Source organism: Actinomyces sp. oral taxon 171 str. F0337, assembly GCF_005696555.1.
GTDB classification, from domain to species: Bacteria; Actinomycetota; Actinomycetes; order Actinomycetales; family Actinomycetaceae; genus Actinomyces; species Actinomyces oris_E.
This window is the reverse complement of record NZ_CP040005.1, coordinates 2,787,678-2,802,333: the sequence shown is the minus strand read 5'-3', so window position 1 is coordinate 2,802,333 and position 14,656 is coordinate 2,787,678. Positions and strand designations below refer to the sequence as shown.

Sequence of the window (14,656 nt, the reverse complement as noted above, 5' to 3'; positions counted from 1 at the left end):
GACCCGGCCGTGTACGGTCCAAGTGGCCGCTACGAGGGCGATCGTGACATCTCTCACGCTCGGTCAGTGCTGGTTGGCGGCGCTGCGCGGAATTGCGGGGTCCTGGCGGGCTGCTAGCACGATGTAGCAGGCCGTTGAGGATGGGTGTCCGCGACTTTTGTCTGCGGTGGCAGCGATCTCGTGCGTATCCTGAAGAGGAAACCAACCGAGTGGACTGTTAACTGGAGAAGTACCTTGCCGCAGCATGACCGGATGAGGCGCCGCAACTTCCTGATGGGTGGTCTCGCCCTGGCCGCCTCGAGCACTCTTCTACCTGAGCTGCAGTCGACGGCTCACGCCTCCCCGGCCCCGGTCGCCGGCCCTCCCGCGGCGCCGTCGCAGGTGCTGTCGGACATGCAGGATCCGCGCGCTTGGACCCTCTCCTCCAGGGACGGCTCCATACGGCCCGACACCTCCACCCACTCCCACGGGACCCAGTCGCTGGAGATCACCACCACCGGCGACCCCGCCCGCCCCACCAGTGCCGACCTGGCACTCTCGGGCGTCGACATGACCGACTGCCAGTGGGACATGTGGCTGCGCGCCGAGGACTACCGGCAGATCGACAGCATCCAGCTCGAGCTCGGCGGGGAAGGGGAGGACTGCCTGCGCCTGGACGTCGCACCCGACATGCGCACGCTGCGCACCGGGAGCTGGTGCCGGGTGACCGTCAACCGCGCCGCCGAGCGCGCCGTCGTCGGCCATCCCAGGCTGGACCGGGTGACGCGGGTGCGCCTGAAGACGGTCCCCGCCTCCGACTCGGCACCGAGCCGCCTGTGGCTCGGCTACCTGGCCACCCTGCCCTCGGCGGACAGCGGCATCGTCTCCATCTCCTTCGACGACGGCTACGACAGCGACTACAAGACGGCCCGGGAGATCATGCAGGACTGCGGCATCCGCGCGGCAACCTCCTACGTCATCGCCGACAAGGTCGGACTGCCGGGGCGCATGAGCACCGACCAGCTCGCTGAGATGCGAGAGGTCCACGGCTGGGACATCGCCGCCCATGCCTCCACCGACCTCACCACGCTCGACGAGGCGGGGGTGCGCCAGGAGTTCGAGACGATCAGGTCCTTCCTCCTCGAGCACGGTTACCCCGAGGGCGCCGCCCACTTCGCCCTGCCCATGGGGCGGTACAACGACCTCGTGCTGCGCACCTCCCAGAGCTACTTCTCCTCGCTGCGCACCATCGAGAACGCCCCGGAGACGCTCGCGCCGGGGGATCCGTTCCGGCTCCGCGTCTTCTACTGCGGCTCCTACACCACCGAGTCCCAGGTCGAGCGGGCCCTGGCCCGCTGCCAGGAGTACCGGTGCTGGACCCACATGGTCTTCCATCGCGTCGATGAGGAGCCCGACGGTGCCCCCGAGTCGGTGAAGGTGGACACCTTCGAGCGCTTCATGAAGCAGGTCGCGGACTCCGGCCTGCCCGTCAAGACGGTTCCGGAGGTCATGCGCAGCCAGTCACCAGTACCGGCCCCGGAGTGACACGGCGCAGTACTCCGCCCCGAGCCGGCTCTTCGACACGGAAAGGCTGACGCATGCACTGGTCATTCGGATTCGTCGTCATGCTCGTCTGCCTTCTCATCCTGCTGGCCTGCTTCGCGGTCAAGCTCCTGTTCAAGCGCGGGATGCGGCTCAGGGCGGTCCGGGCCCGCGGCAAGGATCGCGGCGCCGTGGCCACTGTGCGCACCCCGCTGACGACGACGGATGAGGCTCAGCGATCAGCCGAGGTCACCGGGCTGCCCCGGGCGCTGATGCGAACCAGTGGGCCCCTGCCCGCCATCCTGGTGGTCCTCGGCGTGGTGGGGTGGTTGTGCTGGCGCGTCCTGGTCAGTCGGCACCACGTCCTGGATACGTGGATCGTATGGGCCTTCGATGTCCTCTTCGTGGTAGTGGCCGTGCAGCTCGTGCTGGCCGGCTTCGAGGGACGAGTGATCGGCCGCGGTGAGGTGTACCGGGTCGCCGTGCTCGTTCCGCTCTACAACGAGGATCCCGACGTCGTGGTGCGGATGCTCTCCGCCCTGCTGAACCAGAGCTCTCCACCGACCGAGATTCACGTCGTCGACGACGGCTCCACCCAGTGCGCCTATGTGGCGCAGCGGGACTGGTTCATCCGCCAGGCGGCGGTGGCCCGCATCTACGCCACCTGGCAGCGCACCGCCAATGAGGGCAAGCGCCATGCTCAGATCCATGGTTTCAGGAAGATTCGTGACGCCGACCTGTTCGTGACCGTCGACTCCGACTCCATGCTCGACTCCGAGGCGCTTCATGAGATCGTCCAGCCCTTCAGCGATCCGCGGGTGATGTCAGTCGCAGGTGTCATCCTGGCGATCAACAACCGGGAGAACCTGCTGGCACGTGTGACCGACGTGATCTTCGTCGGACAGCAGCTCATCGACCGCTCCTTCATGTCACGGCTCGGGTCGGTCATGGTCAACTCGGGTGGTCTGGCCGCCTACCGGTGCTCCATCCTGGCTGAGAACATCGAGACCTACATGAATGAGAGCTACCTGGGGCGGCACGTGGAGTTCTCCGACGACTCCTTGCTGACCCTCTTCGCCCTGCTGCACGGCAGAACCGTCCAGCAGCCCTCGGCCTTCGCCTTCGCGTGGATGCCTGACCGCTGGAGCCACCACTACCGCCAGCAGGAGCGGTGGTTCCGCGGCTCCTTCATCCGCGGGCTCTGGCGCATCCGCTTCCTGCCGGTTCTCTCATGGGGGTGGTGGCGGCAGGTCACCGGGTGGATGCAGGTCTGGCTGGTGATCTCGCTCTTCGTCTACCTCGTGCTCTGGCGTCCGCTCGTCGTTGGCGATGGGATTCCTCTCGCGGCTCTGCTGGTGCCTCTTGCCATCGGGCTGGCGCAGGGCTCGCGGTACATCGCTGTGTGGCGCTCTGACACCACTGGCTCCGAGAGATGCGTCAGTCTCATCCTGTCCCCGGCGGCGACGCTGTGGTCCGCACTGATCCTGCGTCCCCTGCGGGTCTGGGGGATGGTTACCAGCGGCAAGATGGGGTGGAACACCCGCCAGCGGGTCGAGGTCACCTCGCAGTGAGCGGCGGGCGATGGCGGCGGCTTGTCCTGTCGCCGTCAGAGTGCTCGCTCGGGTGGTCGTCAGTCCGGCCATCGGCCCTTGCCAGGAGGCAGGCCGACGGCGGCCAGCAGCCCCGGAAAGCGCTGCTCGATGACGTCGTCGCGCCGGGTTATGCGCCGGTGCTTGCCCTCGCGCTCGGTATGCATGAGCCCCGACTCGCGCAGCACCCGGAAGTGGTGCGACATCGTGGACTTGACGACGTCGTAGCTCAGGTCCCCGCAGTACAGGGCGCCCTCATCGGCGATCCGACGCAGGACGTCGCGGCGGATGGGGTCGGACAAGGCGCCCAGGATCGCGTCCAGGGAGATGTCCCCTGCCTCGGGGTGGAAGAGCTCCCTGTCCTTCACGGTTCGTCCCCGTCTCTCTGTCTCGCGCTTCGCCATCTCAAACTTCGCCCCGGCGCGCACCGGGGCGGGGTTGACAACGATAGCGTCTCGAATAATTCTTAGTACGTCAAACATCGAACTAAGGAGATTTGAGATGACTGAAAAGACTCGTGGCTCATCGCCCGTGTCCGTGGATGGCGAGAGGACGTCGCCGACGGGTGTCCGCGTCTCGACCATGGGGTGGCTGTCCTTCCTCACCATGTTCGCCATCGGGACCGACACCTTCCTCGTCGCGCCCCTGCTGCCCCTGCTCCGGCGCGAGCTCGACGTCCCCCTGTCCCGGGCAGGCTGGCTGGTCTCGGCCTACGCCCTGGGGTACGCGCTGTTCGCCCTCGTGGCCGGCCCCGTCTCGGACCGCCACGATCGACGTCGAGTCATCCTCTCCGGCCTGGCGGCCTTCGTTGTCTTCACCTGCGCGTGCGGCCTGGCCTGGAGCTTCTGGAGTATGGTTGCCGCCCGCTTCCTGGCCGGCGTGAGTGCCGCATTCGTCAGCTCCCAGATCTGGGCTTCCATCCCGGTGACGGTGCCCCGGCCGTCCGTCATCAAGGTCATGGGCTATGCGACCGCGGGACTCGCGGTTGCGCAGGTTGCCGGCGTGCCGATCGGCTCCTACCTGTCGATCAGAGGCTGGCAGCTGCCGTTCCTCGTGGTCGCGGCGGTCAGCGTCATCCTGTGGGGACTCCTCTTCCTCTCGTTCCCCCATGTGCGGCCGGTGGGGGAGCCTGCTGACGTCGTTGGCTCCTACTACAGGGTCCTCGGCTCGCGGGTGCTGAGGTGGTCCCTCCTCGCCTACCTCGTGTTCCAGACCGGCAACTACGCCTCGTTCTCCTTCATCGGCTCCTGGCTGGCCAAGGACTTCGGTGCCTCGCAGACCGCTATCGGGAAGGCCATGATGATGATCGGTCTGGGAACGGCGCTGGGCTCGCTCCTCGGTCCACGGGTCGTTGCAAGGATCGGTGAGTGGCGGTCGCTGTGGGGCGGCATCCTCATCCAGGGCGCCTTCTACCTCCTGGCCGCTGCGATGCCGCTCATCGTGACCACCATGTGGGGCGCCGTTGTCGCCTTCGCCGCGGCCCTGGTCGTGGCCGGCTTCCTCCTGCCTGTCCTCATGGGGCAGCTGCAGGCCCACGCCGGCCAAGCCCGAGGAACCGTCTCCTCGCTATCCAACACGGCGATGTACCTCGGTGCCACGATCGCCGGCGCCATCGGCGGCGACCTTCTCACCCGGCTCTCCGGTTTCTGGGGCCCCAGTCTCATGACTGCTTTTGCCTTCCTCCTGGCCGTCGCCCTGTACAGGATCGCCGGCGCCCTGGCTTCCGAGTGACTCGGGTGCCTGTCGTGTACAAAGGACGGCAACACTCCCGATCCTGGGCGCCGTAGGGGGTCCAGGCGGGTGGCCGACCACGGACAGGTCGACAAGCTCGATCAGAGAGAATCAAGGGAGAAGCATGTCTCAGCTGACCGTAGCCGTACTCGGTACCGGAATTATGGGCTCGGCGATGGCTCGCAACATCGCCGGCGCCGGCCACGCCGTGCGCGCCTGGAACCGCACGATCTCGCGTGCCCAGCCCCTGGCCGACGACGGCATCGAGATCGCCCCCACCGCCACCGCCGCCGTCGAGGGGGCCGACGTCGTCATCACCATGCTCTTCGACGGCGCCGCCGTCGCCGAGGTCATGCGCGAGACCGCTCCCGCCATGCGCCCCGGCGCCGCCTGGCTGCAGATGACCACTGTCGGCCCGGATGATGTGGCCGGCCTGGCCGCCATCGCGCAGTCCGCCGGGGTCCTCTTCTACGACTCGCCCGTCTCCGGGACCCGCCAGCCCGCTGAGTCCGGCACCCTTGTCATCATGACCGCCGGTCCTGTCTCCGGCCGTGAGCTGGTCACTCCGGTCCTGGACGCCGTCGGGTCGCGCACTGTGTGGACCGGCGAGGACGGTGCCGCCGCCACCTCGACCCGCCTCAAGCTGGTCGTCAACTCCTGGGTCATCGCCGTGTCCAACGCCGCTGGCGAGATCGTCACCCTGGCGAAGGCGATCAGTGTGCCCCCGGCCCAGTTCTTCGAGGTGCTCGACGGCGGCGGCCTGGACCTGCCCTTCCTGCGCATCAAGGCCGACCTCGTTGAACGGGGCGCCCTGAGCCCGGCCAACTTCGCCGTCGACACCTCCGGCAAGGACGCCCACCTCATCCTCGAGCTCGCCCGCGAAGCCGGCTTGAGGCTCGATGGCATGGAGGCATTCTCCGCCCGGCTTGACCGTGTCGCCGAGGCCGGCCACGCCCACGAGGACATGGCCGCCTCCTACCTGGCTGGGTTCTCGACCTCAACCAGAACCTCATAAGGGACGCGGCCCCGGGTCTTCTATGAAGAATCGGTCGACGTGTCACGGGCGATGAGGGCATAGCTGATCTGTCGTGCGTCGAATGGGGAGTGAACAATCGTTTTCGGACACAGTGCTAGTCTCGCTCCGGAATCATCCCGACATCGAGAGATATCACCATGTCCACAACAACCTCAAGCGGCTCCGCTGCGGCGAAACCGTCCAGTGCCGGCTCCGGCCCGGTCAAGGAGCTGACGATCCGCGGCGTCCTCATCGGCGGCGTCATCACGCTCGTCTTCACTGCGGCGAATGTCTACCTCGGCCTCAAGGTGGGACTCACCTTCGCCACCTCGATCCCGGCCGCCGTCATCTCCATGGCTGTCCTGCGCCGCTTCTCCGATCACACGATCCAGGAGAACAACATCGTCCAGACGATCGCCTCGGCTGCCGGGACGCTGTCCGCCATCATCTTCGTGCTGCCCGGACTCATCATCGTGGGCTGGTGGACCGGATTCCCCTACCTCCAGACGGTCCTGGTCATCATCCTGGGCGGCATCCTCGGCGTCACCTACTCGATCCCGTTGCGGCGCGCGCTCGTGACCAGCTCCGACCTGCCCTACCCCGAGGGTGTGGCCGGCGCCGAGGTCCTGCGCGTGGGCGACACCAGCGAGGGCAGCGAGGAGTCCAGCCGTGGACTGGGCGTCATCGTGCGGGGCTCCATCGCCTCGGCGGCCCTGTACTTCCTCAACGCCCTCAAGGCCATCAGCGTCGATATCTCCGGGGTCTTCCGGGTCGGTGCCGGCGCCACGATGGTGGGCACCTCCCTGTCTCTGGCGCTGGTCGGCGTGGGCCACCTGGTCGGAGTCGGCGTCGGCATCGCCATGATCGTCGGCCTGCTCATCTCCTACGGCGTGCTGCTCCCGATGCGTACCTGGGGCGGGACGGCCGCCGCCAAGGACCTCGCGGACTTCGTGAGCACCACCTTCGCCAGCGAGGTGCGGATCGTCGGTGCCGGCGCCATCGCCATCGCCGCCATCTGGACCTTCCTGAAGATCCTCGGTCCCATCGCCACCGGCATCCGCGAGTCCCTGGCCACCAGCGCCAAGCGCGACGCCGGCGAGGAGATCCCCCTGACTGAGCGCGACCTGTCGATGAAGACGGTCATCGGCGTCACCGTCGGCTCGATGCTGCCCATCGGTGTGCTCCTGTGGCTGTTCCTGCACGGGACCTCCATGGCCCACCACACGGCGGGCCTCATCATCGCCTCCATCCTCTTCATTCTGCTGACCGGACTGGTCGTGGCCTCGGTCTGCGGTTACATGGCCGGTCTCATCGGCTCGTCCAACTCGCCGATCTCCGGCGTCGGCATCCTCGTGGCGGTGACGGCTGCCGCGCTCGTGCGCACCATTGCCACCACCTCCTCGCCCGACGACGTCCGCACCCTGGTGGCCTACACCCTGTTCGTCACCGCGGTCGTCTTCGGCGTGGCTACCATCTCGAACGACAACCTTCAGGACCTCAAGACCGGGCAGCTTGTCGACTCCACTCCGTGGAAGCAGCAGGTTGCCCTCGTCATCGGCGTCGTCTTCGGTGCCATCGTCATCCCGCCGGTGCTCAGCCTCATGCAGGGCGCCTTCGGCTTCGCCGGCGCCCCCGGTGCCGGTGCCGACGCTCTGGCCGCGCCCCAGGCGAACCTCATCAAGCACCTGGTTCAGGGCGTCCTCGGTGGCGACCTCAACTGGAGTCTGCTGGGTCTGGGCGCCCTCATCGGCGCCGTTGTCATCGCCATCGATGAGATCCTGCGCCGCAACAGCAAGTACTCCCTGCCTCCGCTCGCCGTCGGCATGGGCATGTACCTGCCGATGGCCGTGACGGTCATGATCCCGATCGGCGCCGCCCTCGGCCACGTCTACGACCGCTGGGCCCAGCGCACCGCCAACCCGGAGCGGGCCAAGCGCATGGGCACGCTCATGGCGACCGGCCTCATCGTCGGCGAGAGTCTTGCCGGTGTTGTCTACGCCGGGATCGTCGTGGCCTTCGGCGGCAAGGAGGACCCGCTGGCCATCATGCCCGAGGGCTTCGCCGGCATCGCCCCCTGGGTGGGCCTGGTGCTGTTCGTCGGCACCCTGTGGTACCTCTACCGGGGCGCCCGCCAGGAGAGCACCCGCGACTGAGTGCCGCTGCTCCGGTCTCCGGAGGTTATCGGCTCCTCGTACCGATCGTCCTCGCGGTCGCCGTCCCTGCACTAGGCTGGGCGGCGGCCGCGAGGACGCGTAGTACCAGGAGGACCTCATGACTTCGACAGCACCGGCAGCATCAGTGGCATGCGGTATCGACATCGGCGGATCGGGCGTCAAGAGCGCCCTGGTCGACCTGGCCACGGGCACGTTCATCGGTGAGCGCGTCCGCATCGACACTCCCGAGGAGTCCACTCCCGCGGCCGTTGCCGAGGTGTGCCGCGAGCTCCTCGAACAGCTCGAGGTGGGCGACGACGTCCCGGTCGGCGTGGCCCTGCCCGCTCCGATCGTCCACGGCACCGTCCCGTTCATCGCAAACCTCGACAAGTCCTGGACGGGCGTCAACCTCACCGAGCTCATGCGCGAGCACCTGGGCCGGCCGGTGACCAGCCTCAACGACGCCGACGCCGCCGGCCTGGCGGAGGTAGCCTTCGGCGCCGCCAAGGACGTGCCAGGGACCATCATCGTCACCACCCTGGGCACCGGGATCGGCTCCGCCGTCATTGTTGACGGAACCCTGGTCCCCAACACCGAGCTCGGGCACCTGGAGATCGACGGCTACGACGCCGAGAGCCGGGCCTCCGCCGGGCAGCGCACCGCACAGGAGCTGTCCTGGAAGAAGTGGGCCAAGCGTCTCCAGCGCTACTACTCCCACGTGGAGATGCTCTTCTCCCCGGACTTGTTCGTCGTCGGTGGTGGAGTCTCCCGCAAGCACGAGAAGTACCTGCCGCTGCTCGATCTCAAGACCACGATCGTTCCGGCCCAGCTGCTCAACACCGCCGGCATCGTGGGCGCCGCCTACCAGGCTTCCCGAACGCGCACCTCCTGAAGAGGCCGCAAGCGGCGCCAGCATGGGTTGGCGCCGAGCGGCGGTCCACCTCATCCGGGACTGTCCATATGGACGGGGAGCGCTGTGCTGTAGGTGGGGGTGGTCGGTCCGCGGAGTCGTGACACTGGAGGCATGGGTAAAGCAGAGAAGTTCAGTCCTGTCCGTTCCAACGTAGTCACTCCTGAATGCCCCGAAGCAGTAGGGGCCGCCGGTGCCCGAGCCGGCCGTCGTCGTTCGGTGGTGTGGCGGGTGTTGGCGGTGCCTGTGGCGGCGGCGATCGCGTTGGGTGCTGCTGGTGGTGGTGCGGCGTCGGCGGCGCCGTCGAAGGGGGAGGCTGAGAGCCTGAAGTCCCGGGCGCAGGGGCTGGTGGACGCCGGTTACCCGGCGGCTCTGGCGGCGGTGAGCGACAGCAAGGGTGAGTCCGCGGGTGCGGCTGTGGGTAAGGGCAGCCTGGAGACGGGGCAGGCTCCGCCGATGGACGGTGAGGTGCGGGTCGGGTCGAACACGAAGACCTTTGTGGCCGTGGTGGTCATGCAGATGGTTCAGGAGGGCAAGGTGGGGCTCGATGAGCCGATCGAGACCTATCTGCCGGGCCTGATCAAGGGCGAGGGCGTCGACGGATCGAGGATCACGGTGCGTCAGCTCCTCCAGCACACCAGTGGTCTGCCTGAGTACACCGACACCACCCCTGGAAGGAGCGATATCTTCCAGATCAAGGATCACTACGCGCAACCGCGTGACCTGCTGGACACGGCTCTGAGTAAGCCGGCGGCCTTCGAGCCCGGCACTCAGTGGAAGTACACCAACACGAACTATGTGGTGTTGGGGATGCTTGTTGAGCGGGTGTCTCAGCGGCCGGTGGGTGAGCAGATCGATGAGCGTATCGTCAAGAAGCTGGGTCTATCGCATACCTACTTCCCGGCCCCGGGGGAGGAGAAGATTCGTGGTACTCATCCTCAGGGGTACCACCTCAGTGCTGGGGGCAAGTTGGAGGATATTACCGAGATGGATCCGGCTTGGGGGTGGGCGGCTGGTGCGATGGTCTCGACCCCGAGCGAGCTCAACACCTTCTTCCAGGCCGTCTTCGACGGCAGGCTGCTGACCCAGTCCAGCATCGACGAGATGAAGAACGGAGCGGTTGACGCCAGCTCGTACCTTGGACCGGGGACGGTGTACGGGCTGGGCCTCATCGGCAGGTCGTTGACCTGTGGAGGCACCTCCTGGGGCCACGGCGGGTCGATCCACGGGTACCAGACCGACAACGCCGTCGGACCTGACGGCACCGCCGTCACCGTCGCCGTGACCGCTCTGCCCACAGCCATCGCCGACCAGAACAACCTGGAGAGCTCCGCCAAGGAGAAGTACCAGCGGAACAAGGACGCCGTCGACGCCACACTGTGCCACAAGTGATGGGCTCGGAGACGGACTCAGGCACCTCGTGGCTGCGCATGTGCTTGACTCGGAGCGTGCCCAGCCGCGTGCCCGATTCCGCAGTCCGGGTGCAGTCGCCACCGAGGCTCCCACGAGCCGCGGTGGCGCTGTGCCTGCTCAGTGTGCTGCCTTATGTCGGCATGGTGATAGCAGAACCAGAGTATGTCGCCAGGCAGGGGGCAGAAACCGTTTCCAGGGCGGTCGTCCTGAGCGCGCTCGCTACCCTCCAGATAGCTGCTGTCATGATGACGGCGCGGTTCCCGTACTGGGTGCTCGGGATCGTGGCCTCTGCCGATCTCATCATCCTCATCGCCAGTGATCGATCGGGGCTCGGATCCGTTGCGGTCATGGTCGTCATCTGGTACCTCGTGCGTTACCGCGTCCCGGGCTGGCAGATCGCGCTGTTCGCCAACGTCATCGCTTTTATCCTGGTCTTCCTCATGGGCGAGGTGCACTCCGGTCACCGTGGGATGATCGCCATGATCATCTTGCTCTCGGTGCACCTGCTCCAGCGTTATCTCCTACCGGTGGCGGTGGCGGAGTACATGCTGGGGCGCGAGCGGCTCCACCAGGCGCTGCGTGACAAGGCCGAGCTCCTTGAACGGGAGAAGCAGTTATTCGAGCGCGAGGAGCGCGAGCGGGTCGAGCGCGAGTTGCGAACCAGCCGCAATGCCCTGGCCCGCGATCTCCACGACATCGCCGGCCACCACCTCTCCGGCGTCATCGTCAGCGCCCAGGCGGCTGTGGCCCTGCGGCACAAGGATCCGGAGCGTTCCGACCAGATGCTCCAGACGGTGCAGGACAGTGCCCGAACCGCTCTGGCCGATCTACGTCAGGTCGTCGGTCTCCTGCGCAGCGAAGACAGCAATGTCTCCGGACGTGAGGATCAGGGTGAGGATGGTCGGCGCAATGAGCCGACGTTGTCGAGCACCGAGTCGGCGGCCGTGACGGGTTCTCAGATGACAAGGGAGCCGGTGCTCCTGCCCTCGCTGGAGGCAGTGCCTCACCTCGTTGAGGAGTCACGTCGTCGTCAACAGCGGGTCGGATACGCAGTCAACGGCCGGCCATGTCCCCTGAGCCCGCTGGCGGATACCGCTGCCTACCGCATGGTTCAGGAGTCGCTTGCCAACTGCGCGCGGCACGCGCCAGGAGCCCCTTGCCAGGTGCGGATCACCTATCAGCAGGGGTGCGTGGAGATCGTGGTGAGCAACCGACGTCCGCCGAATGCGGAGGCACGTCAGGCAGGTGCAGGTAGCAAGGGCGGTGGCTACGGCCTGTCCGGCATGGCAGAGCGCGCTGCCCTGGTGGGCGCTGAACTGGTCACCGGACCCGACCCCGACGGCGGCTGGCGCAACCGCCTCGTCATCCCCGTTCCGCCGGGCAGCGTCGACGGGTCCCGTACCGAGGAGGAAGTGGATATCCCATGATTCGACTCGTCATCGCTGACGATCAGGCCGTGGTCCGTGCCGGCTTGAGCGTCATCCTCGGAGCCGAAGAGGACATTGAGGTCGTGGGTGAGGCGGCAGACGGCGCCGAGGCGATAGCGCTGGCTCGTGAACTGCGCCCCGACGTCGTATGCATGGACATCCGCATGCCCGGGACCGACGGCATCGCGGCAACGCGGGCGATCGTCTCCGACCCCGATCTGGACGTGGACGTGCTTATTCTGACCACCTTCGATGTCGACGACGACGTCCTGGCCTCCCTCGAGGCCGGTGCCGCGGGGTTTCTCCTCAAGGGTGCCGATGAGGACACTCTTCTGGGGGCGGTCCGCTCCGTCGCAGCAGGGGAGGGAACCTTGGACCAACGTGTCACCCGCAGGATCCTGCGTGAGCTCTCCAGGCGAGGCTCCCGAGGTGTGCTCGCCCGACCTGACACCGGGGCCCAGCATCAGTACACCGACAGAGCTGCGGATGCTGGCGGTGCATCCGGGCATGCGTCGTTCGCCGGAGCCGCTTCCGTGGACGTCGCCTTGACCTCTCGGGAGCTGGAAGTGCTCAGACTGTTGGCTCAGGGAATGTCCAACGGTGAGATGGCAAGACACCTATATGTGGAGCCGACGACAATCAAGTACCACTTGACGGGACTCATGCAGAAAACCGGGTCTCGAGACCGCCTGCAAACGGTGCTCTGGGGGATTCGCGCTGGCCTGGTACAGCCCTGAGAAGCCGCGATGGGGGACCTACGACAGGAGACACCGGCGTAGGGAAGAGCGCGCCTGTCCTTCAGGGACCAGGAGTATGATGCGAGTCACAGAAAAGTCGTTTGACAGCTGGCGGCCTGGTCTGGCTATAGTACTCCTCGCTGCCGGAGCGACCTTACGGTTTGACGACAGCCCCGGACGGCGGGAACGCCGAGTCGGAAGGAGTGATCCTACCGACGCGGAAAAAGCAGAATAGTTCAGAGATCAGGGTCACGCGATCCGAATTTGATTCCCGAACGACAACCTGCTTATGCTAGTCCGGTCGCCTTCGAGAGGCAAGCAAGGAATTCTTCCTGGTCTCAAATCTCGGTGGGTGTGTTGTTTGAGAACTCGATAGTGTGTCATGTTTTTTATGCCATGGCCCTGGGGGCTGCGCATGGTTGTGTGTGGTTTTTTGGGGCTTGTTTTGTTTTGGTTTGCCTGGTCCTGCTTTTTTGTTGTGGGGTTGGGTTGGGCCTGGTCTGGTTTTCTGGACTGTTGTTCTGACTGTTGCTCTGGCTTGGCTTCATGCTTTGTTGTGTGGGGTTGGTTGGGGTTTGTTGGTTTTGTTTGGAGAGTTTGATCCTGGCTCAGGACGAACGCTGGCGGCGTGCTTAACACATGCAAGTCGAACGGTGAAGGGGCCTGCTTTTGTGGGTCCTGGATGAGTGGCGAACGGGTGAGTAACACGTGAGTAACCTGCCCCCTTCTTCTGGATAACCGCATGAAAGTGTGGCTAATACGGGATATTCTGTGCCTGCTGCATGGTGGGTGTGGGAAAGATTGTGCCTTTGGGTGTTTTCGGTGGGGGATGGGCTCGCGGCCTATCAGCTTGTTGGTGGGGTGATGGCCTACCAAGGCGGTGACGGGTAGCCGGCCTGAGAGGGTGGACGGTCACACTGGGACTGAGACACGGCCCAGACTCCTACGGGAGGCAGCAGTGGGGAATATTGCACAATGGGCGCAAGCCTGATGCAGCGACGCCGCGTGAGGGATGGAGGCCTTCGGGTTGTGAACCTCTTTCGCCAGTGAAGCAGGCCTGTCCCTTTTGTGGGTGGGTTGACGGTAGCTGGATAAGAAGCGCCGGCTAACTACGTGCCAGCAGCCGCGGTAATACGTAGGGCGCGAGCGTTGTCCGGAATTATTGGGCGTAAAGAGCTCGTAGGCGGCTGGTCGCGTCTGTCGTGAAATCCTCTGGCTTAACTGGGGGCTTGCGGTGGGTACGGGCCGGCTTGAGTGCGGTAGGGGAGACTGGAACTCCTGGTGTAGCGGTGGAATGCGCAGATATCAGGAAGAACACCGGTGGCGAAGGCGGGTCTCTGGGCCGTTACTGACGCTGAGGAGCGAAAGCGTGGGGAGCGAACAGGATTAGATACCCTGGTAGTCCACGCCGTAAACGTTGGGCACTAGGTGTGGGGGGCCTTTTCCGGGTCTTCCGCGCCGTAGCTAACGCATTAAGTGCCCCGCCTGGGGAGTACGGCCGCAAGGCTAAAACTCAAAGGAATTGACGGGGGCCCGCACAAGCGGCGGAGCATGCGGATTAATTCGATGCAACGCGAAGAACCTTACCAAGGCTTGACATGTGCCGGTCGGCTCCGGAGACGGGGTTTCCTCCTTGTGGGGCCGGTTCACAGGTGGTGCATGGTTGTCGTCAGCTCGTGTCGTGAGATGTTGGGTTAAGTCCCGCAACGAGCGCAACCCTTGTCCCGTGTTGCCAGCACGTTGTGGTGGGGACTCGCGGGAGACTGCCGGGGTCAACTCGGAGGAAGGTGGGGATGACGTCAAATCATCATGCCCCTTATGTCTTGGGCTTCACGCATGCTACAATGGCCGGTACAGAGGGCTGCGATACCGTGAGGTGGAGCGAATCCCTTAAAGCCGGTCTCAGTTCGGATCGGTGTCTGCAACTCGACACCGTGAAGTTGGAGTCGCTAGTAATCGCAGATCAGCAACGCTGCGGTGAATACGTTCTCGGGCCTTGTACACACCGCCCGTCACGTCATGAAAGTCGGCAACACCCGAAGCCCGTGGCCCTACGGGGAGCGGTCGAAGGTGGGGCTGGTGATTGGGACGAAGTCGTAACAAGGTAGCCGTACCGGAAGGTGCGGCTGGATCACCTCCTTTCTAAGGATAGGTTATGTG

General features: G+C 65.6%; 10 protein-coding genes and 1 rRNA gene. 10 read left to right on the top strand and 1 reads right to left on the bottom strand.

Annotated elements, in window-relative coordinates:
• Positions 1-252: 252 nt before the first annotated feature.
• Both FBF36_RS11915 and FBF36_RS11910 read left to right on the top strand, forming a co-directional pair.
• Complete coding sequence (locus tag FBF36_RS11915) at positions 253-1,524, top strand: polysaccharide deacetylase family protein (RefSeq protein ID WP_009396693.1); 1,272 nt, start codon at positions 253-255, stop codon at positions 1,522-1,524.
• Between the two features lie 53 nt (positions 1,525-1,577).
• Positions 1,578-3,092, top strand: coding sequence for a glycosyltransferase (locus FBF36_RS11910; RefSeq protein ID WP_009396692.1), 1,515 nt, complete (start codon positions 1,578-1,580; stop codon positions 3,090-3,092).
• A 59-nt stretch (positions 3,093-3,151) separates the two neighbouring features.
• Here FBF36_RS11910 and FBF36_RS11905 read toward each other — a convergent pair whose 3' ends face one another.
• Entirely contained in the window at positions 3,152-3,478 is a 327-nt protein-coding gene (locus tag FBF36_RS11905) for an ArsR/SmtB family transcription factor (RefSeq protein ID WP_034492471.1), read from the bottom strand.
• Positions 3,479-3,611: 133 nt separating this feature from the next.
• Between FBF36_RS11905 and FBF36_RS11900 the strand changes: the two genes are divergently transcribed.
• The 8 genes from FBF36_RS11900 to FBF36_RS11865 all read left to right on the top strand — a co-directional run bounded on the left by FBF36_RS11900 (position 3,612) and on the right by FBF36_RS11865 (position 14,638).
• On the top strand, positions 3,612-4,841 hold the full coding sequence (locus FBF36_RS11900) for an MFS transporter (RefSeq protein ID WP_034492469.1): 1,230 nt from the start codon (positions 3,612-3,614) through the stop codon (positions 4,839-4,841).
• The gene (locus FBF36_RS11895; protein WP_225792364.1) at positions 4,783-5,856 is read left to right on the top strand and encodes an NAD(P)-dependent oxidoreductase; all 1,074 of its coding nucleotides are present in this window, start codon (positions 4,783-4,785) and stop codon (positions 5,854-5,856) included. The genes FBF36_RS11900 and FBF36_RS11895 overlap by 59 nt, the downstream gene beginning before the upstream one ends.
• Positions 5,857-6,014: 158 nt before the next feature.
• On the top strand, positions 6,015-8,009 hold the full coding sequence (locus tag FBF36_RS11890; RefSeq protein WP_009396684.1) for an OPT family oligopeptide transporter: 1,995 nt from the start codon (positions 6,015-6,017) through the stop codon (positions 8,007-8,009).
• Between the two features lie 118 nt (positions 8,010-8,127).
• Positions 8,128-8,901 (top strand): polyphosphate--glucose phosphotransferase, encoded by a 774-nt coding sequence (ppgK, locus tag FBF36_RS11885; RefSeq protein ID WP_034492466.1) that lies wholly within the window; start codon positions 8,128-8,130, stop codon positions 8,899-8,901.
• A 132-nt stretch (positions 8,902-9,033) separates the two neighbouring features.
• Positions 9,034-10,311: a serine hydrolase domain-containing protein gene (locus FBF36_RS11880; RefSeq protein ID WP_263970024.1), complete on the top strand. Its 1,278-nt coding sequence runs from the start codon at positions 9,034-9,036 to the stop codon at positions 10,309-10,311.
• A complete protein-coding gene (locus FBF36_RS11875) occupies positions 10,311-11,759 on the top strand; it encodes a histidine kinase (protein WP_009396679.1) in 1,449 nt (482 codons plus the stop codon). The genes FBF36_RS11880 and FBF36_RS11875 overlap by 1 nt, the downstream gene beginning before the upstream one ends.
• Positions 11,756-12,496, top strand: coding sequence for a response regulator transcription factor (locus FBF36_RS11870; protein ID WP_009396677.1), 741 nt, complete (start codon positions 11,756-11,758; stop codon positions 12,494-12,496). The genes FBF36_RS11875 and FBF36_RS11870 overlap by 4 nt, the downstream gene beginning before the upstream one ends.
• A gap of 585 nt (positions 12,497-13,081) precedes the next feature.
• Positions 13,082-14,638 (top strand): 16S ribosomal RNA (locus FBF36_RS11865).
• Positions 14,639-14,656: the final 18 nt, after the last annotated feature.

Excerpts from the sequence above, each read along its gene's own strand:
- ppgK (WP_034492466.1), top strand. The coding sequence starts at position 8,128 with ATGACTTCGACAGCACCGGCAGCATCAGTGGCATGCGGTATCGACATC.
- FBF36_RS11870 (WP_009396677.1), top strand. The coding sequence starts at position 11,756 with ATGATTCGACTCGTCATCGCTGACGATCAGGCCGTGGTCCGTGCCGGC.
- FBF36_RS11910 (WP_009396692.1), top strand. The coding sequence starts at position 1,578 with ATGCACTGGTCATTCGGATTCGTCGTCATGCTCGTCTGCCTTCTCATC.
- FBF36_RS11880 (WP_263970024.1), top strand. The coding sequence starts at position 9,034 with ATGGGTAAAGCAGAGAAGTTCAGTCCTGTCCGTTCCAACGTAGTCACT.
- FBF36_RS11900 (WP_034492469.1), top strand. The coding sequence starts at position 3,612 with ATGACTGAAAAGACTCGTGGCTCATCGCCCGTGTCCGTGGATGGCGAG.
- FBF36_RS11890 (WP_009396684.1), top strand. The coding sequence starts at position 6,015 with ATGTCCACAACAACCTCAAGCGGCTCCGCTGCGGCGAAACCGTCCAGT.
- FBF36_RS11915 (WP_009396693.1), top strand. The coding sequence starts at position 253 with ATGAGGCGCCGCAACTTCCTGATGGGTGGTCTCGCCCTGGCCGCCTCG.
- FBF36_RS11875 (WP_009396679.1), top strand. The coding sequence starts at position 10,311 with ATGGGCTCGGAGACGGACTCAGGCACCTCGTGGCTGCGCATGTGCTTG.